At 73.9% G+C, this 20,706-nt stretch carries 19 protein-coding genes and 1 tRNA gene; 11 read left to right on the top strand and 9 right to left on the bottom strand.

Annotation, left to right across the window (positions count from 1 at the left end):
- Positions 1–188: 188 nt before the first annotated feature.
- Positions 189–947: a GntR family transcriptional regulator gene (locus tag CXH06_RS05395; RefSeq protein ID WP_114854138.1), complete on the bottom strand. Its 759-nt coding sequence runs from the start codon at positions 945–947 to the stop codon at positions 189–191.
- 228 nt (positions 948–1,175) lie between these two features.
- On the opposite strand from CXH06_RS05395, the gene CXH06_RS05390 reads away from it, so the two are divergent.
- The 6 genes from CXH06_RS05390 (at position 1,176) to CXH06_RS05365 (ending at position 7,819) form a co-directional block, all read left to right on the top strand.
- Complete coding sequence (locus CXH06_RS05390) at positions 1,176–2,291, top strand: TIGR03364 family FAD-dependent oxidoreductase (RefSeq protein WP_114854137.1); 1,116 nt, start codon at positions 1,176–1,178, stop codon at positions 2,289–2,291.
- Between the two features lie 70 nt (positions 2,292–2,361).
- Entirely contained in the window at positions 2,362–3,327 is a 966-nt protein-coding gene (locus CXH06_RS05385) for a phosphate/phosphite/phosphonate ABC transporter substrate-binding protein (RefSeq protein WP_114854136.1), read from the top strand.
- Positions 3,328–3,370: 43 nt separating this feature from the next.
- Entirely contained in the window at positions 3,371–4,240 is an 870-nt protein-coding gene (gene phnC, locus CXH06_RS05380) for a phosphonate ABC transporter ATP-binding protein (RefSeq protein ID WP_114854135.1), read from the top strand.
- Positions 4,237–5,940 carry an ABC transporter permease gene (locus CXH06_RS05375; protein ID WP_114854134.1) on the top strand — a complete coding sequence of 568 codons (1,704 nt, stop codon included), beginning with the start codon at positions 4,237–4,239 and terminating at the stop codon, positions 5,938–5,940. Before phnC ends, CXH06_RS05375 begins: the two co-directional genes overlap by 4 nt.
- Before the next feature lie 40 nt (positions 5,941–5,980).
- A complete protein-coding gene (locus tag CXH06_RS05370; RefSeq protein WP_114854133.1) occupies positions 5,981–6,697 on the top strand; it encodes a phosphonatase-like hydrolase in 717 nt (238 codons plus the stop codon).
- Positions 6,698–7,819: an alcohol dehydrogenase catalytic domain-containing protein gene (locus CXH06_RS05365; RefSeq protein ID WP_114854132.1), complete on the top strand. Its 1,122-nt coding sequence runs from the start codon at positions 6,698–6,700 to the stop codon at positions 7,817–7,819. It abuts the gene before it with no gap.
- 15 nt (positions 7,820–7,834) lie between these two features.
- Here CXH06_RS05365 and CXH06_RS05360 read toward each other — a convergent pair whose 3' ends face one another.
- Positions 7,835–8,533 (bottom strand): LrgB family protein, encoded by a 699-nt coding sequence (locus CXH06_RS05360; protein WP_114854131.1) that lies wholly within the window; start codon positions 8,531–8,533, stop codon positions 7,835–7,837.
- Entirely contained in the window at positions 8,530–8,952 is a 423-nt protein-coding gene (locus CXH06_RS05355; protein WP_114854130.1) for a CidA/LrgA family protein, read from the bottom strand. Before CXH06_RS05355 ends, CXH06_RS05360 begins: the two co-directional genes overlap by 4 nt.
- A gap of 73 nt (positions 8,953–9,025) precedes the next feature.
- On the opposite strand from CXH06_RS05355, the gene CXH06_RS05350 reads away from it, so the two are divergent.
- Positions 9,026–9,553, top strand: coding sequence for a GNAT family N-acetyltransferase (locus CXH06_RS05350; RefSeq protein ID WP_114854129.1), 528 nt, complete (start codon positions 9,026–9,028; stop codon positions 9,551–9,553).
- 56 nt (positions 9,554–9,609) lie between these two features.
- On the opposite strand, the gene CXH06_RS05345 is transcribed toward CXH06_RS05350, so the two are convergent.
- From CXH06_RS05345 to CXH06_RS05325, 6 genes are all read right to left on the bottom strand, one after another.
- Positions 9,610–10,152 (bottom strand): pyridoxal 5'-phosphate synthase, encoded by a 543-nt coding sequence (locus tag CXH06_RS05345; protein ID WP_114854128.1) that lies wholly within the window; start codon positions 10,150–10,152, stop codon positions 9,610–9,612.
- A gap of 21 nt (positions 10,153–10,173) precedes the next feature.
- Positions 10,174–10,830 carry a response regulator transcription factor gene (locus tag CXH06_RS05340; RefSeq protein WP_114854127.1) on the bottom strand — a complete coding sequence of 219 codons (657 nt, stop codon included), beginning with the start codon at positions 10,828–10,830 and terminating at the stop codon, positions 10,174–10,176.
- On the bottom strand, positions 10,827–12,176 hold the full coding sequence (locus CXH06_RS05335) for a sensor histidine kinase (RefSeq protein ID WP_157975617.1): 1,350 nt from the start codon (positions 12,174–12,176) through the stop codon (positions 10,827–10,829). The genes CXH06_RS05340 and CXH06_RS05335 overlap by 4 nt, the downstream gene beginning before the upstream one ends.
- Complete coding sequence (locus CXH06_RS18305; RefSeq protein ID WP_157975616.1) at positions 12,173–13,309, bottom strand: hypothetical protein; 1,137 nt, start codon at positions 13,307–13,309, stop codon at positions 12,173–12,175. Before CXH06_RS18305 ends, CXH06_RS05335 begins: the two co-directional genes overlap by 4 nt.
- 88 nt (positions 13,310–13,397) lie before the next feature.
- Positions 13,398–14,981, bottom strand: coding sequence for an AbgT family transporter (locus tag CXH06_RS05330; protein WP_114854125.1), 1,584 nt, complete (start codon positions 14,979–14,981; stop codon positions 13,398–13,400).
- Between the two features lie 73 nt (positions 14,982–15,054).
- Positions 15,055–16,425: a M20 family metallopeptidase gene (locus tag CXH06_RS05325; protein ID WP_114854124.1), complete on the bottom strand. Its 1,371-nt coding sequence runs from the start codon at positions 16,423–16,425 to the stop codon at positions 15,055–15,057.
- Positions 16,426–16,745: 320 nt separating this feature from the next.
- Here CXH06_RS05325 and CXH06_RS05320 point away from each other — a divergent pair, with 320 nt between their 5' ends.
- The 4 genes from CXH06_RS05320 (at position 16,746) to CXH06_RS05305 (ending at position 20,612) form a co-directional block, all read left to right on the top strand.
- Positions 16,746–18,383: a sodium-dependent transporter gene (locus CXH06_RS05320; protein ID WP_114854123.1), complete on the top strand. Its 1,638-nt coding sequence runs from the start codon at positions 16,746–16,748 to the stop codon at positions 18,381–18,383.
- Positions 18,384–18,460: 77 nt separating this feature from the next.
- Positions 18,461–18,571: a methionine/alanine import family NSS transporter small subunit gene (locus CXH06_RS05315; RefSeq protein WP_114854122.1), complete on the top strand. Its 111-nt coding sequence runs from the start codon at positions 18,461–18,463 to the stop codon at positions 18,569–18,571.
- Positions 18,572–19,100: 529 nt separating this feature from the next.
- Positions 19,101–20,435: a tyrosine--tRNA ligase gene (gene tyrS, locus CXH06_RS05310; RefSeq protein WP_232820210.1), complete on the top strand. Its 1,335-nt coding sequence runs from the start codon at positions 19,101–19,103 to the stop codon at positions 20,433–20,435.
- Between the two features lie 89 nt (positions 20,436–20,524).
- Positions 20,525–20,612 (top strand) — tRNA-Ser (locus CXH06_RS05305).
- Positions 20,613–20,706 lie beyond the last annotated feature (94 nt).

Raw genomic sequence — 20,706 nt, 5'->3', positions numbered from 1 at the left:
GGGCCACCGGGTTTTCCCCCAGAGATCCGAGCGCGCCGAGACCCCCGCCTGAGGGCGCACTCGCTCGGCGCGCAGCTCCGGTCGCAGGTCACTTCGCCGTGGAACTCGCCCTCGATTCCCCGGCAGACCTGCCTGCAGCGGCAGCGGCAGCGGCAGCGGCAGCGGCAGCGAGAGGGAGTCCGGCTCCCTCAGACGCCCCGGAGCATCGAGAGCCCGTTGGCGGCGCCGCGCACGGTGGTGGAGGCGAAGCGGGCGTGACTGGGCAGGTAGCGGTCGTCGGACCACTCGATCGGATGGCCCTCGATGGTGAACGCCCGCCGGCGCAGGCGCATCAGGGGCGACCCCTCCTCGATCCCCAGCAGGTCGGCATCGACCGCGTCGGCGGCCACCGCGTCGAGGATCCGGGTGGCGTGGTGGATGTCGACCCCGCAGGCCACCAGGCGCTCGTAGATCGATCCCGAGTCGGGGTCGAAGGAGAGGATGTGCCGCCCCACCTCGAAGGGGTAGCACAGGCGCTCGAGCATGATCGGCGTGCCGTCGGCGAAGCGCAGGCGCAGCACGTCGACGATCGGATCACCCTCCTCGATCTCGAGCGAATCCGCCTGGGCGCGGGTGGCCCACTCCCGGGTGAGGGACTCGGTGCGCTGTCCGGGCTCCGCCCCCATCTCACGGCACCACTGGGTGAAGGAGAGCGCGACGTCGAAGGGCTGCACCGGCACGGTCTCCAGGACCACGGAGCGTCGGCCCCGGCCCGAGGAGATCAGCCCCTCGTCGCGGAGGATGCCGAGCGCCTGGCGCACCGGGCCGCGGGAGGTCTGGAAGCGCGTGCAGAGATCGGCCTCGGTGGGGAGGCTCTGGCCCGGCACCAGCGCCCCCGAGGAGATCTCCCGGCGCAGGAAGGTGACGATCTCCCGGTAGGTCTGCGCACCCCTGGTCGTGGCCGTCATCCTCGCCCCGCTCCCTCTCGTCGTCCCTGGAACCTCCCGGCCGCGACGTCGTCGGCGCGACGGAAGGCACCGCCTGTTCCCGATAGTACGCAGGTCGGCGCCCACGATGCGCGGTCGGCAACACATCGGTGACCTCATGGTGGACACCCGGTGAAGTGTGCGAGACATGTTCGGAACGTGTATATACATCCGTCGACTTCCGGGCCGCCGACGGTGCACTCTCGTGTCATGACCACCGACACCGATCTCCTCGTCGTCGGCGGCGGCATCCTCGGCCTCGCCGTCGCCGACCGCGCTCTCCGCCAGGGCCTCGACGTCCACCTCGTCGAGGAGGACCACCGTCCCGTCGGCTCGAGCATCCAGAACTTCGGGCACCTCTGCATCACCGGCCAGGCCGACGACCACCTCGACCTCGCCCTCTCCTCGCGCGCCGGCTGGCTGCGCGGCGGCGCGGAGTCAGGGCTCCGCGTCGCGCGCCCCGGCACGCTCGTGCCCGCCGCCTCCCCCGCCGAGCTGCGCGTGCTCGAGGAGTTCGCCGCCCACCGGGGCCCGGAGCAGGTGCGGATGCTGACCCCCGCGCAGACCCGTGACGCACTGGGGGCGGATCGGCAGGACCTCCTGGGCGGGGCGCACCTCCCGCTGGACCTGCGGGTCGACCCCCGCCGGGCCGCGCCCCGCCTCACCGCCCACCTCCAGCACAAGGGCCTGCGCGTCCACCACGGCGAGCGGGTGCTGAGCACCGCCGAGGGGGCCGTGACGACCACCCGCGCCACCTACCGCGCCGAGCGCGTCGTGGCCTGCCCCGGCACCGGGATCGACGGGCTGTTCCCCGAGATCGCGGACCGCCACCGCATCACCCGCTGCACCCTCGCCATGGCCCTGGTGGAGCGCCCCGCGCATCTCGGCGCGGACACCGCGATCCTCAGCGGCACCTCCCTGGCCCGCTACGACGGCTTCGCCGCCGTGCCCGGCGCCGAGGAGCTGCGCCGCGACCTGGCGGACCGGGAGCCGGAGCTCCTGGCCTGCGATGCGAACCTCATGGTCACCGGGATCGACCGCGGACTCCTCGTGGGCGACTCGCACGCCCGCCACGACTCCCCCGAGCCGTTCCTCGACGCCCGCGTCTCCTCCCTCCTGCTCACGAAGGCCTCCGCGCTGCTCGGGATCCCCGAGCCGCGGGTGATCGAGCGCTGGCAGGGCTGCTACAGCGACGCGCCGGACACCCATCTGGTGCTCGAGCAGCCGGACCCGGCGACCACCGTCGCCGTGGTCACCAGCGGCATCGGCATGACCCTCGCCTTCGGCATCGCCGAGCGGATCCTCGCCGGCGCCCTCCTGACCTGAGCACGCCCCACCGCGGTCCGACGCCGCGCAGCGCCCGCCCGTCACGACCTCCACAGAACAGGACCTCCCCATGACCGCTCGCCCTGCCCGCACCCTCACCCGTCGCCAGGGCCTCACGGCCCTCACCTCCCTCACCGCCGCCGTGCTCGGCAGCACCGCCCTGACCTCGTGCGGCGGCAGCGCCGCCGGTGGCGAGGAGCGGGACCTCGTCTTCGCCGCCGTCCCCGCCGAGAACTCCCAGTCCCTCGCGCAGACCTTCGACAACGTGGTGGCGCTGCTCGAGCAGGCCACCGGGCGCACGGTCGCCTTCCAGGACGCCTCGGACTACGCGGCCGTCATCGAGGGCCAGCGCGCCGGGAAGATCGACATCGCCAGCTACGGGCCGTTCTCCTACGTCATCGCCAAGGACGGCGGCGTGCCGATCGAGGCCGTCGCCGCCCCCGTGCACGAGGAGGGCACGCAGCCCGCCTACCAGTCGCTGTGCTACGTCACCGCGGACAGCGGGATCAGCTCCCTCGAGGACCTGCGCGGCAAGAAGGTCGCCTTCGTCGACAAGGCCTCCACCTCCGGCTACCTGGTGCCGATGGAGGGCCTGATGAGCGCGGGCCTGGACCTCGAGGCCGATCTCACGGCCGTCCTGGCCGGCGGGCACGACGCCGCCCTGCTCGCCCTGGCCGGCGGTGAGGTCGATGCCGCCTTCGCCCACGACACGATGCTGCAGACCCTCACCGGCAGCGGCCAGGTCGAGGAGGGGCAGCTGTCCCCGGTCTGGGAGTCCTCGCCGATCCCGGAGGACCCGATCGCACTGAACACCTCGACTCTGGACGAGGAGACCCTCGAGGCGATCCGCACCGCCCTCCAGGAGAGCGCCAACAAGCCCGCCCTGGTCGCCGAGGGGATCTGTGCCTCCGAGGACGAGTGCGCGCTGCCCGAGGAGATCGAGTGGGGCTACGTCCCCGTCGCCGACGCCGACTACGACCCGATCCGCCAGATCTGCACCGTCACCGAGGCCGACGCCTGCTCGTCGGTGTCCTGACCGCCGCCCAGACCCCGAGCTCCCGCGACCCGAAGGGCCTGCCATGACCGCCTCGCCTTCCGACCACCACCGCCCCGCCGCCGGGGCCCCCTCCGCACCGGACCACCCCGCGATCAGCCTGCGGGCGGTCACCAAGGACTTCGGCCCGGGGGTCAAGGGCCTGGACGAGGTCTCCCTCGACATCGCCCCGGGGTCGATCACCGTGCTGCTGGGCCTCTCCGGCTCCGGCAAGTCCACCCTGCTGCGTCATCTCAACGGTCTGCAGCGCCCCACCCGCGGTCGCATCGAGGTGCTCGGCGAGGCGGTCGGCGAGCTGCCCGGACCGGCCCTGCGCCGGCTGCGCCGCGAGATCGGCATGATCTTCCAGGACTTCGGCCTGGTGGGGGCGATGTCGGTGCTCGAGAACGTGTGCACCGGACGGCTGGGCTCCCTGCGCGGTCCGCGGATGGGCCTGATCATGTATCCCCGTGCCGTCCGTCTCGAGGCCCTCGAGCAGCTGGAGCGTGTGGGCCTCGCCGACCGCGCCCATCAGCGGGCGGACACCCTCTCCGGCGGTCAGCAGCAGCGGGTGGCGATCGCCCGCTCCCTCATGCAGCACCCGCGGATCCTGCTGGCGGACGAGCCGGTCGCCTCCCTGGACCCCGTCTCCTCCCGCCAGATCCTCGATCTGCTGCAGAGGCTCCGCGAGGAGGACGGCCTCACCGTGGTCACCGCGCTCCACCAGGTCGATCTCGCGCTCGACCTGGCGGACCGGGTGATCGGGCTGCGCGGCGGCCGCGTGGTCCTCGACCGCTCCACGACCGGCCTGAGCCCCCGCGACGCCGCCCGGATCTACGAGTCGGTGGCGACGCCCACCACCGAGGAGATGGAGTCCCTGACGGACATGTCGACGCTCACGGCGGCCCGCCGATGAGCGCCGCGCCGGTCCTCGCCCCGCCCACCGGACCGCGCCCCGGTGCGGCCCCACCCCGGACGCTGACCCGCCCGCGCCCCGGCGGCACCGCCGCGGCGGCGGTGATGCTGACCCTGGTGGCGCTGGGCGCCTGGTCCGTCATCGACCTCGGCATCGACCTCCCCACCGTGCTCGGATCGGTCGGCAACGCCGTCGCCTTCGTCCAGCGCATGCTCCCGCTGGACTTCCCGCCGGCCGCCGAGCTGGCCGCGATGATCGGGCAGACTCTCGCGATCGTGCTCCTGTCGACGCTGCTGGCGATCGGCCTCTCGGTCCCGCTGTCCCTCGCCGCCGCGCGGGCCACCACCCGCGGCCGCCTCTCGCGCGGCACCGCCCGCACCCTCATCGTCCTCGCCCGCGCCATCCCCGACCTCGTGCTGGCCATCGTGTTCCTGCGGCTGTTCGGGCTGGGGCCGGTCGCGGGGATCCTCGCCATGGGCCTGCACTCCGTGGGCATGATCGGCAAGCTCTACGCCGATGCCATCGAGGAGCTCGACGACGCGCCCCGCCGGGCCGTCGAGGCGCTGGGAGGGACCCGGCGCCAGCAGATCTGGACCGCGATCCCGCTCGCGCTCCTGCCCCAGATCATCGCCACCGGCCTGCACCGCTTCGACATCAACCTGCGCACCTCGGTGCTGCTGGGGTACGTGGGCGTGGGCGGCATCGGCCTGGCGATCGCCGACGCGCTGCGGGCGCTGGACTACCAGCGCGGCATGGCCCTGGCCGTGGTGGTCCTGGCGCTGTGCATCGTGGTGGAGCTGACCTCCGGTGCGATCCGCGCCGCGATCCTTCCCCGCACCGATCGGCGCGCGGCCGAGACGGGATGGGCGGACCGGCTGCTGGCGCGCTCGACGGGGACCCCGTCCGGCCCGGCCGCCCCGTCCATCACGCCGCCGTGGACGGTGGACCGCCTGCGGCGGCTGCTGTCCGGCGCGATGATCGTGCTGCTCGCGCTGGCCTCGGTGCGCGCGGTCGAGATCGACGCCGGCACCCTGCTGGGCGGCATCCTGGAGATCCCGAGCACCCTCCTGCTGTTCCTCCCGCCCGGCTTCGGCGGCTCCGCCTCCCTCGTGTTCGCGGACCTGCTGGTGACCGTGCAGATCGCCCTGGCGGCGACGCTGCTGGGCGCCCTGCTGGCGGTGCCGATCGGGATCCTCGCGGCCCGCACCGTCGTCGCCCATCGCGCCGTGCACACCTCCGCCCGGCTGCTCATCGTGATCATCCGCGGCATCCCGGAGCTGATCCTCGCGATCCTCTTCGTGGTCATCACCGGCCTCGGCGCCGTGGCCGGCACCCTGGCGCTCGCGCTCGGCGCCGTCGGCCTGCTCTCCAAGCTGATCGCGGACTCCCTCGAGGAGACCGACGTGCGGGTCCAGGAGGCGGTGCGCACGGTCGGCGCGAGCGGTCCGCAGGTCTTCCTCGCCGCGACCCTGCGCCAGGCCGCCCCGGCCGTCGTCGCCCACGTGATGTACCTGCTGGACACCAACATCCGTGCCGCCACGCTCCTGGGCGTCGTCGGAGCGGGAGGCGTCGGCTTCCTGCTCCTGAACGCCGCCCGCATCAACCAGTTCGAGGTGGTCACCGCCATCGTGCTGCTGATGCTGCTGGTGGTGCTCGCCGTCGAGGCGCTCGCCCTCTGGCTGCGGCGCGCCGTCCGCTGACCCCCGCCCGTCCGACACCGCCCCACCCCCAGGAGATGACATGACCCCCACCCTCGAGCTCGTCGTGCTCGACATGGCCGGCACCACGATCGACGACCGCCACGAGGTGTACCGCGTGCTGCGCGCCGCCGTGGAGCGGGAGGGGGCCCGCATCGACGAGCCCACCTTCCAGCAGTGGATGGGCACCGAGAAGCGCACCGCCATCGCGAACCTGCTCGCGCTCGGCGGTGTCGCGGCGAGCGAGGAGCGGGTGGCGGCGGCCTTCACCTGGTTCCTCCTCGAGCTGCGCCGCTCCTACACCGAGAGCCCGCCGGTGCCCCTGCCCGGCGTCGAGGAGGCGCTGGGCGTGCTGCGCGGGCGCGGCATCGCGCTGGGACTGACCACGGGCTTCTCCCGGGAGATCACGGAGCTGATCCTCACGGGCCTGGGCTGGAGCGTCGGCCCGGAGTCCACCGCCCCGCCCGGCGCCGTCGGCGTCGACGTCGTGGTGTGCGGGGACGAGGTGGCCGAGGGCCGCCCGGCGCCGCTGATGATCGCGGAGGTCATGCGCCGCACCGGGGTCACCGATCCCGCACGCGTCGCCTCCGTCGGGGACACGGCGGTGGACGTCGCCTCCGCCCGCCGCGCCGGCGCGCTCGCCGTCGGAGTGCTCACCGGGAAGCTCACGCGCGAGGGGCACGAGGCCGCCGGCGCGGACCTCGTCCTCGACTCGGTCGCCGATCTCCCCTCCCTCCCCGTCGCCGGAGGACAGGACTGAATGGGACGTGACACCGTGCGGTCCCTGGTCTGGACCGGCCCGGCGGCCGACGCGCCGGCGGGGACCGCCCCGAGCACCTTCGAGCTCGTGGAACGGCCGCTGCCGGACTTCGGCCCCGGGGAGCTGCTGGTACGGGTCCGCGCCGCGGCGGTCTGCGGCTCCGACCGCCACACCGTCCAGGGCCGACGCCCCGCGCCGTGCCCGAGCGTGCTGGGGCACGAAGGCGTCGGCGAGATCACGGCGATCGGGGCGGCCCCGACCGCCGAGGGCGACCCACCGATGCCCGGCGCCGTCCCGTCGACGGTGGACGGGGCGCCGCTGCGGATCGGCGACCGCATCGTGTGGTCGGTGATCTCCGCGTGCCGGACCTGCGACCGGTGCTGCGCCGGGCACACCGCGAAGTGCCGCCGACTGCGCAAGGTCGGCCACGAGAGGTTCGCGGGAACGTGGCCGCTCTCGGGCTCCTACGCCAGCCACGTGCTGCTGCCCGCGGGGCACGACGTGGTCCGCGTCCCCCCGGCCGTGGCCGATGCTCCCGCGGCCGTCGCCGCCTGTGCCGGCGCCACCGTCATGGCGGCGCTCGACTCCGTCCCCGCCTCCCGCCTCGAGGGGGCGCGGGTGCTGGTCAGCGGGGTGGGGATGCTGGGACTGCTGGCGATCGCCGCGGCCGCCGAGGCGGGGGCGGAGCGGATCCACGCGGTCGACCCCTCCCCGGCGCGGCAGGACCTCGCCCGGCGCGCCGGCGCGAGCTCCGTCGCCGCGTCCCGGGACGGGACGGACGGCGGCATCGACCTGGCCCTCGAGCTCTCCGGTGCCCCCGCCGGGGTCCGCGCCGCGGTCACCGCGCTCGACGTCGGCGGCACCGCGGTCCTCGCCGGCAGCGTCTTCCCCGGGCCGGGGGTCGAGATCGATCCCGAGCACCTGGTGCGCGGGCGCCGCACCGTGACGGGGGTGCACAACTACGAGCCGGAGCACCTGGTGGGCGCCGTGGAGCTGCTCGGCTCCGCGCGCGGACGGACCCTGCCCTGGTCACAGATCCTCGGCGCACCGATCGGCCTGGAGGAGGTGCCGGACGCCCTCGCCGCGCAGCCGGAGCACCTGCGCACGGTGATCGTCCCCTGACGCCCGCGGCGGAGCTCAGGAGGTCATGAGCATCCCGACGGCGGGCAGCACCAGCGTCATAGCCAGGGCGTTCAGCACCATGCCGGCGCTCGACCAGCCGCCGGCCACCGCCGATTCGGTCAGCGCCCGGGAGGTGCCGATGCCGTGGGAGGTCAGGCCGATCGCGAAGCCGCGCGCCCGCTCGTCCCGCACCCGGGCCAGGGTCAGCAGCGCCGGGCCCACCACCGCGCCGCTGACCCCGGAGATCAGGGTCAGCACCACGGCCAGCGGCACGGAGGCCTCGAGGATCTGGGCGATCGACAGCCCCACCGGGGAGGTCACCGAACGCGGCAGCGCCGCCAGCAGCAGGCTGGTGTCCACCCCGAAGGCGGTCAGGGCGCCGACGGTGATCGCCACGCTCACCGCCCCGCCGACCAGCAGCGTCACCAGCACCGCGGGCCACGAGCTGACCAGGGCACGGCCGTTGTTCAGCAGCGGCAGGGCGAGCGCGACCGTGGCCGGGCCCAGCAGCAGCGTGAGCAGCAGGCACTGGCGGAGATACTCGGCATAGGGCAGTCCCGTCAGCTGCAGGATCACCGCGATGACGACCACGCTCACCAGCACCGGGGTGAGCAGCGGGCTGCGGCCCGCGCGCTGGTGCAGGCGGTAGGCGCCGGCGTACACCGCACCGGTCAGCAGCAGGCCGAACAGGGGGAAGTGCACGATCGCGCTCATGCGGCCGCCTCCCCGTCGGCCCCGCCGCCGGAGGTGCCGCGCCGTCGGTCCTGGCGGCGCAGCAGCGCCTGCAGCAGGCGACCGGCGAGGACCAGAGTGATCGCGAAGGAGCCGCCGACGGCCAGGGCGATCGGCAGCGCGCTGCGGGCGAGCTCCTCGAGCTCGACCACCACCCCCACGCCGGGCGGGATGAACAGCAGCTGCAGGTGCTTGAGCAGCGGGGCGCCGGCGGGCTCGGCGAGACGGGTCAGGACGGCCGTGGGGCGCAGCGCACCGGCGATCACCAGGAGCACCAGGCCGATCACCACGCCGGGGACGGGGAGGTGCAGCAGGGCGGCGATCCCCAGGCCCGCCAGTTGGGCGAGGACCAGGATCACCAGGCCCAGCAGCAGCGGCGGCAGATCGGCGAGGCGGGACATCCCGGCCACAGTAGTCCTCGGCAGCGCCGGGAATCGGCTTGACCACGGGTGATGCTCCCCGCACACTGCCCGGATGGCGCTCGAACTCCCCCTGACCGGCGAGCGCATCCTGCTGCGCCCCTTCGTCGAGGCCGACGCCGCGGCCGCGCACCGCGTCTACGGCGATGCGGAGGTGATGCGGTACGTCGGCGAGGGGCATCCCGCATCCCGCGAGCAGACCGCGCAGATGATCGCCGACTACCGCCGCCACCAGCAGCGGCACGGCTACGCCTTCTGGGCGGTGGTCGAGCGGTCCACCGGCGAGCTGATCGGCGACGCGGGCCTGGAGCGGACCGGGCACGGCGTCGAGCTGGGCTACACGCTGGGGCGGCGCTGGTGGGGCCGGGGCCTGGCGACCGAGGCGGCCCGCCTGTGCGTCGCGGCGGCCTTCGGACCGCTGGCGCTGCCCCGACTGGTCGCCCTGGCAGACGCCGAGAACCCGGCCTCGGTGCGGGTGCTCACGACGCTGGGCTTCGCCGACGACGGCACGGTCAGCGCCTACGGCCGGCCCCACCGCCGCCTGGTCCTCGAGCGCCCCGGCGGCCTAGGGGGTGACACCTGAGGGGGCGTGTCCGTGGCGCGCCGCGGGCGGCTCCACACCTCCTGGAGGGCGACGTCTCAGGCCTCGCGGGCCCAGCTGCCGTCGATCAGTCGGTAGTGCAGCTCATGGTGCCGCCTGTCCTGCGTGGCCTGCAGGAACTCGACGCGGTCAGGCTGCAGCGCGTAGACCTGCCAGTCGGGGTTCGGCCGGCCGTCCGATGTCGGCCGCGCGAGCCAGTCCGCCTCCGAGATCGCGCGCGAGAGCGGATGGGTCCGGCCTGCGATCCGCACCTGGCGTCCCGCCTCGCGCCAGAAGAAGGTCATCGCGGCGCGCGGATCGCGCGCGAGCTGCCGGCCCTTGCGGGAGGAGCGTGAGGTGGCGACGTGGAGGCCGTGCTCGTCGACGTCCTTGAGGATCAGGGTGCGGCCCTCGGGCCCGCCGTCCTCGGCGAGGGTCTGGAAGGTCATGGCGTGGGGCTGGCGGCTGCCGCGCGCGATCTCCTCCTCGAGCCAGGCGAGGAACAGGCCCATCGGCTCCGCCGGCGCCGCGGCGAGGTCGAGGACGGGCAGCTCGGAGGGGAAGCCGGACAGGGCGCGGAGGCGCTCGGAGAGGATGCTCACCGGCTCATCCTGCTGCCCCCGTCACGGGTCGACCAGGCCCGTCCGGTAGGCGATGACGGCGGCCTGCGTGCGATCGCGGGCGCCGAGCTTGCGCAGCACGGCGGCGACATGCGTGCGCACGGTCTCCACGCCCACCACGAGGTCGGCGGCGATCTCCGCGTTGCTCGCGCCCTGCGCCACCGCGGCCAGCACCTCCTGCTCCCGCGGGGTGAGGGGCTCCCCGGTGTGGTCGGCGGTGCGGGCGCGGGGGCGCAGCAGGGCACGGACCTCCTCCGGGAACAGCAGGCTGTCCCCGTGGGCGAGCGTCCGCACGGCCTGCACCATCTGCGCGGCGCTGGCGCGCTTGAGGAGGAAGCCGGAGGCGCCCGCCAGCAGCGCTTCGAGCACGTACCCGTCGTTCTCGAAGGTCGTCACCACCAGGACCTTCGGCGCCTCCGGCAGGCGCAGCACCAGCTCGGTGGCGCGGATCCCGTCGATCCCCGGCATGCGCACGTCCATGCACACCAGATCGGGGTGCTCGCGGCGCGCCAGGTCGAGGGCGGAGGCGCCGTCGGCCGCCTCGCCGACCACCACCAGGTCCTCCTCCGCCTCCAGGATCATCCGCATGCCCTGCCGCACCAGCGGCTCGTCGTCCGCGAGCAGCACCCGGACAGGGGCGGGGTCCGCGGGCGGGATCATCGGCGGGGCCTCTCGGTGAGCAGCGGGAGCACGGCGCGGGTGCGCCACCGCCCCTCGTGCGGTCCGGCCTCGAGGGAGCCGCCCCAGAGGTCGAGGCGCTCACGCAGCCCCGGCAGGCCGCGCCCGCCGCGCCGGACGCGCGGAGCGGGAGCGGGCCCGGCGGGGTCCGTCGCGGCGGATCCCGCGCCGACGGGCGCCGGCAGCGGATTGCGGGACTCGAGGACGACCACCCGCTCTCCCGCCTCGTCCTCTCCCTCGCGGAGCTCGAGCTCCACCGCCCCCGCTCCCCCGTGCCGCTGCGCATTGGTCAGCAGCTCGGCGGCGATCCGAGTGAGGTGCTCGGACTGGAGGGCGGTGAGGCCGAGCGGCGGCGCGAGGTGGGTGCGCAGCTCCATGCCGGTCCGGCAATGCTGGGCGAGCAGCGCATCCAGGTCCGGCAGCGGCGCCCCGTCGGTCCGCGGTTCGGTGCCGTCGGCGCGCTCCGCCGCGCGTCGGCTCGCGCCCTCGGTCCGCGCCCCGCCGGCCGACGCCGCATCGTCCGCGGCCGCGTCCTCGCGCAGCGTCGCGAGCACCTGGTCGAGCTCGACCAGCGCCTCCCGTGCGGTGTGCTCGATGCTGGTCAGAGCCTCCTGGGCGGCGACGGGATCGCGGTCGATCACCCGACCGCCCGCGGCGGCCTGGATGCTCACCACGGTCAGCGCGTGCCCGATCCCGTCGTGCAGATCGCGGGCGATCCGGGTGCGCTCCGCCTCCCGGTCCACCCGGTCCAGGGCGAGGGCGAGGCGGTCGCCGGGCGTCGGCCCCAGCAGGCGGGCGGCGATCCGGGCGGCCAGCACGCCCAGCGGCCAGCTCGCCAGCACCGCGACGGCGAGCGCGGCGAGGCAGATCGCGGCCAGCAGCACGGCGCCGACGGGACCGTCCGGCCGCGGCACGGACGCGGGACCGATCTCGGCTCCGCCCAGGGCCGCCAGCGTCACGGCCGTGTAGGGAAGCAGCATCGTCAGGCCCGCCGCGGCGGCCAGTCCCAGCAGCAGATGGCACTGGACCAGCAGCACGTCGCGCAGGCGGTGCGCAGGGCTGGGCCGGGCGGGCACCACCAGCTCCGATCGCACCTCGAGCATCGCGCGGGCGGCGGCCACCTCGAGCTCCCGCACCCCGGGCACCAGCCCCAGCAGGCCTCCCACCAGGACCGCTCCGAGCACCATCGGGAGCGCCAGCAGCGCGGAGTCCTGCCACAGCTCCGCGGGCACCGGCACCAGGAGCGCCACGAGCAGCACGACGGTCGTGCCGATGGCCGCCCCGGCCATCAGCCAGGCGAGGCGGCGGCCGAAGCGACGGAGTCTCACGCGCCCATCCTGGCCGACGCGGTCGTCGCGGCGCGAGCCTCGTCCGCGGCGGCCCGGCGATGGCCGACGTACCCCCAGACGGCGAGGGCGAGCGCGGGCCCCCAGAACCAGCAGGGGAAGACGAGCGCGAAGACCAGCATGCCGGTGCTCCCCAGCTGCCCGGCGCTCAGCAGCATCGGCACCGCGGCGAAGATCAGCAGCGCCGCGACGGCGAAGCCCGGGACGGCCGCGGCGAGGACGGGCACGGGGCGGCCGCCGACCACCGGGAACCAGCGCGGGAAGACCTCGCCCCAGGGACGGATCAGTCCGATCGTCAGCAGCACCCCGAGCCATGCTCCCGTGGACAGCAGCATCCCCCACAGCCGGGTGGCCGGGTCCGCCTCGGCCGCTCCGCCGCCCATGACGGGCCACGGTGTCAGCCAGGTCAGCCGTGCCAGCGCGTAGGGCAGCGGCCCGCAGGCCGCGAGCAGGGTGAGCGCGCGGCGATGCCGCACCGTCCAGCCCTCCACGGCGCGCAGCGCGCCGCTCGAGCGCAGGGTCAGGACGGTCAGCACCGCCCAGAGGGCGCCGACCAGGACCGCGAAGAGCGTGACCAGCAGCTGACCGGCGGCGTCGAGCAGTGCGGGTCCGAGGACGGCGACGAGCTCGAGGACGAGGCCGCGCCCGAGCACGATCCCGACGGCGAGCAGGACCAGCAGCGCCGCGCCGAGCAGACGGCGCGGCCCCCGTCCGCCGCTCACCAGCGCGAGCGCGACCACCAGCACGATCACCGGCATCGCCATCGCCAGCAGGTACCCGACGGCCGCCAGGGTGGCCATGCTCGCGAGCCCCAGGCCGACCACGGCGACCTCGAGCGCGCCGACGCCCGCGAGCAGCCGGGCCACTCGGGGCGAGACGGCGTCCGCGCTGAGCAGGGCGGCACCGACCGCGGTGGCGGCCAGCCCCGCCACCGCCATCGCCGCGTACAGGGGCGCGGGCCCCAGCAGGCCGAGCAGCGGGGGCGGCGCGGGCAGCCGCGGCAGGGGTGAGGTCTCCGGCGCGATCAGCCAGAGCAGGCCGAGGCCCGCGGAGATCAGCGCGGCGAGGACGGCGGGGAGCAGGAGGGGACGGGGAGGACGGAGCGAGGTTTCCATGCCTCGAGGCTCGTCTCCCCGGGACCGCGGCGCCTCCCCCGCGCGGGGGATCCCGCGGCCCCGGAGGGTGACCCCTTCCTCCCAGGCGTCAGAGGAAGATGCCGTTGCCCGGGCCCAGAGGGAGATCCGCGACGAAGAACACCGCGAGGATGACGGTCCACACGATCCAGAAGGGCACCACGAAGGGCAGCATGCGCGCCATCAGCGTGCCCAGGCCCGCCTCGGGCTCGTACTTCCGCAGCATGCCCAGCAGCACGATCATGTACGGGTTCATCGGGGTGATGATCTGGGTGGCGGAATCGCCCACGCGGAAGGCCGCCTGGGTGAAGGCTGGCTCGTAGCCGATGATCGCGAACATCGGCACGAAGACGGCGCCCATGATCGCCCACATCCCCGAGCCGGAGATGATGAACAGGTTCAGGATGCTGGCCAGCAGGATGAAGCCCAGCACCGCGCCGAAGCCGGTCAGGCCGATCCCCTCGAGCGCGGCGGCGCCGGTGACCGCGATCCAGGTGCCGATGCCGGACCAGTTGAACAGGGCGATGAAGTTGCCCAGGACGAAGGCCAGCACCAGGAACGGCAGCATCTCCTTGATCGCGTCGGACATCATCCGCACGGCGTCGCGGGTGCTGCGCAGGGTGCCGACGATCGCGCCGTAGGCGACGCCCACCACCATGAAGTACGCGACCACGAGGAACACGATCGAGCTCAGCAGCGGCGACTTCGGCAGGAAGCCGCCCTCCTCGTTGCGCCAGGGCGAGCCGGCCGGGAGCACCGCCAGCAGGATCACGGCGGTCAGGACGAGGGCGCTGAGCACGGCCACCAGCAGGCCCTTGTTCTCCTGCGGGGTGAGGGTCGCGCGCATCTGCTCGGCCGTGTCTGCGCTCCGCGCCGCGTCGTCGGCGGCGACCTCGTCCACGGGCACGTCCTGACGGCGCAGGCGCGGCTCGATGACCCGGTCGATGATGAATCCCGCCACCAGGCCCAGGATCAGCGAGGCGACGATGTTGAAGAACCAGTTCGAGACCGGGTTGACCGCGGTGAACTCGTAGCCGGGAAGCGCATCCATCACCGAGGTGGTGATGCCGGCGAACAGGGCGTCCAGCGAGGTGGGGAAGATGTTGGTGGAGTAGCCGGCGCCGGCGGCGGCGAAACCGCCCAGCAGTCCCGCGACGGGATGGCGGCCCGCGGCCTTGAACACCAGGGCGGCCAGCGGCGGCACCACCACGAAGGCGGAGTCCGCCATGATCGAGGAGACCACGCCCACGAAGCCGACCACGTACGGCAGCATCCACGCCGGGGAGCTGCCGAACAGCTTCCGGATCGCGGCGGCCAGCAGTCCCGAGTGCTGGGCGATGCCGATGCCCAGCAGGATCGGCATCACCGTCACCAGCGGCGGGAACCCGATGTAGTTCTCCCCGAGATTGGTGGTCAGCCAGGTCATGCCCTCCCCGGTGAACAGGCCCTTGACGGCCGTCGGGTCCTCCGAGCCCGGCACCGAGACGACCACGCCGAGCTTCTGCATGACGGTGGTGACCACGCCGGTGATCAGGAACAGGACGATGAAGAGCATGAACGGCTCGGGCAGCGTGTTGCCCGCCCGTTCCACACCGTTCAAGATCCTGTCGGTGAGACTGCGAGGCTTCGCGGGCTCGGCAGGCGCTGCGCTCATGGTGGTGGCTCCCTGGGGTCTGAGGAGGGACGGCGGGGGTCGGGGCGGCCGCGGGGACGGTCGTGCCGACCCGTCAGTCGAAGTAGGAGGGGACGTCGATGGGACCGCCGGCGGCCGCGAACTCCTCGGCCACGGCGCGCGCGAGCTGCGGGTCGTGGAGGGCGTCGAGCACCGTGGCGGCCAGGCCGTAGGCACCGTCGGCCGCCGCCGCCCGCGCGTCCTCGGAGACGGCCCAGGCCGCGAACTCGCGGGTGTGCAGGGCGACCTCCGGCGGGGAGATGCGGATGACCGGATGGATGCCGGGGACGCGGTAGCTGACGTTGCCGAAGTCGGTGGAGGCGGCGAGCGAGGGCGAGACCACGCCGAAGGGCAGCGGATCGCGGCCGCGCCGCCGCTGGGCGAGGACCCAGCGGCCGGTGAGCGCCTCGTTGGTGCGCACCGGCAGCGAGGGCGGGTGCTCGTCCCAGCGGATCGTGAGGCCGACGCCGGCCATCATCGCCGCGCCGCGCGCCACCTCCTCGACCCGCCGGGACAGGTCCTTGAGGGTCTCGGGGCGCTGCGAGCGCACGTAGAGGTCCAGCCGGGCGTGATCGGGGATGACGCTGGCGCGCTCGCCGCCCTCGCGGATCACGGCGTGGATGCGGTCCGTCGGCGGGGTCTGCTGCCGCATCAGGCCGATGCCCTGGTACATGAGGCTCGCCGCGTCCAGGGCGTTGCGGCCCATGTAGGGCTGGGCGGAGGCGTGGGCGGTGTGCCCGTGGTACTCCACGGTGAGGGTCCGACGCCCCAGCCAGGTCTGATCGGCCAGGTCGTAGCCGTAGGGGTGGACCATCACCGCGGCGTCCAGACCCTCGAAGGCGCCCTCGCGGGCCATGTACTCCTTGCCCGTGTGGCCCTCCTCGGCCGGGGTGCCCAGGAACACCACCCGCCCGGGGACGGCCGACGGGTCCTCCGCCGCGAGCGCGGTCAGCGCCAGGAAGGCGCCCAGGCCCATGACGGCGATGACGTTGTGGCCGCAGCCGTGGCCCACGCCGGGCAGCGCGTCGTACTCGGCGAGGATCGCGAGGGTGGGGGCGTCCTCCCGCTCCCCGCCCGTGCCGCGGATCTCCGCGCGGATCGCCGTGTCCAGGCCGTGCACGCCCAGCTGCGCCTCGACGCCGTGGGCGGCCAGGACATCGACGATCGCGCGGGCGGAGCGGTGCTCGGCGAAGGCGGTCTCGGGGTGCTCGGCGAGATCGATCATGAGCGCGGCCATCTCCCCGGTGTCCTGCTGCACCAGGGCCTCGAGGCGGTCGTGGAGGGCGTCGTCGGCGCCGCCGACGGCGGACCCCGGATGGGAGGCGGTCCGCATCGCGCTCTCGCGCTCCTCGTCGAGCTGCTGGAGATACGCGGTGGACACCTCGGTGTGCTGCGCTCGGGGAGGCGCCTGCTGATCGTTCTGCATGGGGGTCAAGGTAGTGCACGTCGCGGACCGGCACGTCCGCGCCGTCCCGGCGCGGCGGGGCCCGCACCGATGCGCGACTGATCACGCCTCCCGCCGGGCGCGCAGCGGACCGGCGCCCCCACGGTGGACAGGACGCGTATCATCCCAGCACGGTGCGCGGCGCCCCACCCCGTCGCCGCCCACCCGCCCGGCCCCGGCGCGGAGACGAGGACCCGCCCCCGTGCACGGCCGTACTCCTCCGCCGCCCTCGACCGCGGTGCCCGACCACTGCCCGCCCCACGTCCCCGCGCCCCGTGCGCGCATCTCCCCGGAGGCGACCCGTGACCACCCCATCCCCCTCGACCGGCACCACTGCGAGAGCGGACCGCGGCGCCTTCTCCGGCCGCGCGCCGTTCATCTTCGCGGCCATCGGCTCCGCCGTCGGCCTCGGCAACATCTGGCGCTTCCCCGCGGTCGCCTACGAGAACGGCGGCGGCGCGTTCATCCTGCCGTACCTCGTCGCCCTGCTCACCGCCGGCATCCCCCTGCTGTTCCTCGACTACGCGATCGGGCACCGCTGGCGCGGCTCCGCCCCGGCCGCCTGGCGCCGCTTCACCCGCTGGACCGAGTTCATCGGCTGGTGGCAGGTGCTGATCTGCGTGATCATCGCCGCCTACTACGCGCTGATCATCGCCTGGGCGACGAACTACACGATCTTCTCCGTCGACCAGCGCTGGGGCGACGACCCGGGCGGCTTCTTCGGCGAGTACACCCAGGCCCTGGGCGGGCCTGACGTCACCATCTCCTTCGACGTGGTGCCCGCGGTGCTGCTGTCGATGGTCCTGGTGTGGGCCGCGATCATCGTGGTGATGTCGCTGGGCGTCCACCGCGGCATCGCCAAGAGCGCGGTCGTCTTCATCCCCCTGCTCATCGCGATGTTCGTGATCCTCGTGGTGCGCGCCCTGTTCCTGCCGGGCGCCGTCGACGGGCTGGACGCCTTCTTCAAGCCCGCCTGGGGTGCGCTGCTGGACCCGGGTGTGTGGGTCGCCGCCTACGGCCAGATCTTCTTCTCGCTCTCGGTCGCCTTCGGCATCATGCTCACCTACTCCTCATACCTGAAGAAGAAGACCGACCTCACCGGGTCCGGCCTGGTGGTGGGCTTCGCGAACTCGAGCTTCGAGATCCTCTGCGGCATCGGCGTGTTCTCCGCGCTCGGCTTCATGGCGCAGGCGCAGGGCGTCGCGATCGACGAGGTGGTCACCTCCGGCATCGGCCTGGCCTTCATCGCCTTCCCCGCGATCATCAGCGAGGCCCCGGCCGGCGCGCTGATCGGCGTGCTGTTCTTCGGCTCGCTGGTGCTGGCCGGCTTCACCTCGCTGATCTCGATCGTCGAGGTCATCATCTCCGCCATCCAGGACAAGTTCGGCCTCTCCCGCGTGCCCGCCACCCTCGGGGTGTGCGTGCCGCTCGCGGTCGCCTCGGTGGCGCTGTTCTCGACCACGATGGGCCTGCCGCTGCTGGACGTGATGGACAAGTGGGTCAACGAGTACGGCATCCTCGCCGCCGCCCTGGTCTCGACCGTGGTCGTGGCCTACCTGGTGCGCGGACTGCCCACTCTCCGCGACCACCTGAACTTCTACGGCACCTTCCCGGTGGGGCGGGTCTGGACGATCGCGATCTCCGTGGTCGCCCCGCTGGTCCTGGGCATCTCGCTGGTGATCAGCACCTGGTCGCTGCTGACCGCGGACGGCACGTACGAGGACTACCCGGGCTGGTTCGTGCTGGTGTTCGGCTGGCTGATGGCCGTCGCCCTGGTGGCCATCGCGGTGGTGCTGTCGCTGATCCCCTGGCCCGCCGGCTCCAACCTCCACAAGAACGACTCCGACGGCGACCCGATCGCCCCCGAAGCCGCCGCCGGGAAGGGTCTCGCCTCGGATCCCGAGGCCCGCACCCCGCACGAGCTGCGGCCGACGCCCTGAGACGCGGGCCGGCCCCCGGGGCCGGCCCCGTCCCCTCCGGAACCGCCCGCTCTCCCCTCCGACACTCAGGAGCACCCATGTCCGCCTCCGCCATCGTCATGATGATCGTCGCGATCCTCACCGTCTGGGGCGGCCTCGCCGCCGCCATCGTCAACATCGTCCGCCATCCCGAGGCCAAGGACGGCTGACGCCCGGGACGGCCCGGCCGGTCAGCCCCACGGGCGGGCCCGGCCGGGCCGTGCGGCCCCGCGCGCCCAGGCCTGGTCAGATCGTGTGCCCGCGCCGCGCCGGGCCGGGTGCCCGGGCCGGGCCTCGCTGGGTCGGGTGCCCGGGCCGCGTGCCAGGTCGGCATGCCGTGACGATCAGTGTCGGAATACGGCCAACCAGGCCGATATACGCGTTGGCAGGCTGTATTCCGACACTGATCGCACACAGCGCGCTCGGCCGCGCGCCTGCCCGCCCACTCGGGCTGTGCTGCGCACCGGGCCACCTGCCCCCCGTGACGCACCGCCCGGCATCGGCTAGGGTTCCCCCATGCGCACCCGCATCGACTATCTCCACGGCTCTGAAGCGAGCCGTGCGGTCGTGCGCGCGCACCAGCAGTGACGTAGCACCGCTCCCTTCAGAGCCCCCGGCGAGGACCTCTTGGTCCTCGCCGTTTCCGTATCCACGGTGAGGGGTCCTGCGGGAGTCCTCGCCCTGTCCCGAGGACCTCCCATGACACGCCCCACCGCCCCGCCCTCGCCGTCCGCCGGTCCGGACTCCCCGTCTCCCGGCTCGCCGTTCATGGCCCCGAGCTCTCCCGCCACGCCGCCACGCCGCCCCGAGCCCGGAGCCCGTACCACCCCGCCCGACACCCCCGCCCAGATCCTGGCCGAGCTCGAGCGCACCACCGACCAGATCATCGGCCGGGAGGACCTGCTGGAGCGGCTGGCCGAGGGCCGGCCCCTGCGCATCAAGTTCGGCGTGGACCTCACCGCCCCGGACCTCCACCTCGGCCACGCCGTGAACCTGTGGATGATGCGCGCCCTGCAGGACCGCGGCCACACGGTGATCTTCCTGCTGGGCGACACCACCAGCCGCATCGGCGATCCGACCGGTCGCAGCGCCACCCGCCCGGTCCTCACCGAGCAGCAGCTCCGCGAGAACGCCGCGGCCTTCCTCGCCCAGGTCACGAGGGTCCTGCGCGACGAGGTGGGGTTGCTCGAGATCCGCCGCAACTCCGAGTGGTTCGACGAGCTGGGCGTGGCCGGACTGCTGCGCGAGCTCAGCCTGGTCACCCACGCCCACCTCATCTCCCGGGACATGTTCCGCTCCCGCATCGAGGCCGGCACCGAGATCGCCGCGCACGAGCTGATCTACCCGGTGCTGCAGGGCTACGACTCCGTGGCCCTCGCCGCGGACCTCACCATCGTGGGCACGGACCAGCTGTTCAACGAGGCGATGGGCCGGGAGCTGCAGGTCAAGCACGGGCAGGTCCCGCAGACGGTCATCACGAGCACGGTCACCCCGGGCCTCGACGGCGGCCCCAAGCAGTCCAAGTCCCGCGACAACTACGTGGCCCTGTGCGCGGAGCCGGGAGAGAAGCTCGGCCGGTTGATGACGCTGCGGGACGAACTGGTCGAGCTGTGGGCGCGGGTGTACACCGACCTGCCGCTGAGCGAGGTCGCGGAGCTGGGGCGCCGGGCGGCCCGCGGTGGGGCCGAGGCCCGGGACGCGAAGCTCGACCTGGCGCAGGCCGTGGTCCGACGCCACGACGGGGAGAGCGCCGCGCGCGCCGCCCGCGAGGAGTTCCTGCGCGTCTTCTCCGCCGGGCAGCTGCCGCGGGAGATGACGCCGCTGGTTCTGCCGGGCTCCCACCTCACGGCCTGCGATCTCGTGAGCGCCGCACGTCCCGACCTCTCCCGCAGCGCGGCGCGCCGGCTCCTGACCGGCGGCGGGGTGGAGCTGGACGGGCAGCGCCTCACCGACCCCGAGGAGAGCGTCTGCCCGGTCCCGGGTCAGGCGCTCCGTGCGGGCAGGCGACGGTGGTTCCGGGTCGAGCTGGCGTGAGGTGCATGGGGAGGCAGTGTGACCTGTGCCCGCTTGGTTCGCACCACTGCGGGCTCTCGGGTACACTGATGCCTGCTCTTACGAGCGCTGGAGGATTCGCCTAGCGGCCTATGGCGCACGCCTGGAACGCGTGTTGGGTTAACGCCCTCAGGGGTTCAAATCCCCTATCCTCCGCCAGCGGGAAAGCCCTCATCTGTCGATGTCATCGCAGGTGGGGGCTTTTCTCGTCCCGGGCTGCCCGAGGCGGCAGCGAGGAACTCGCGCCGCCGCG

It is taken from the genome of Brachybacterium sp. YJGR34 (assembly GCF_003347015.1).
Taxonomy (GTDB): Bacteria; Actinomycetota; Actinomycetes; order Actinomycetales; family Dermabacteraceae; genus Brachybacterium.
The sequence above is the reverse complement of the archived record's forward strand: the minus strand, read 5'-3'. Positions and strand labels throughout refer to the sequence as shown.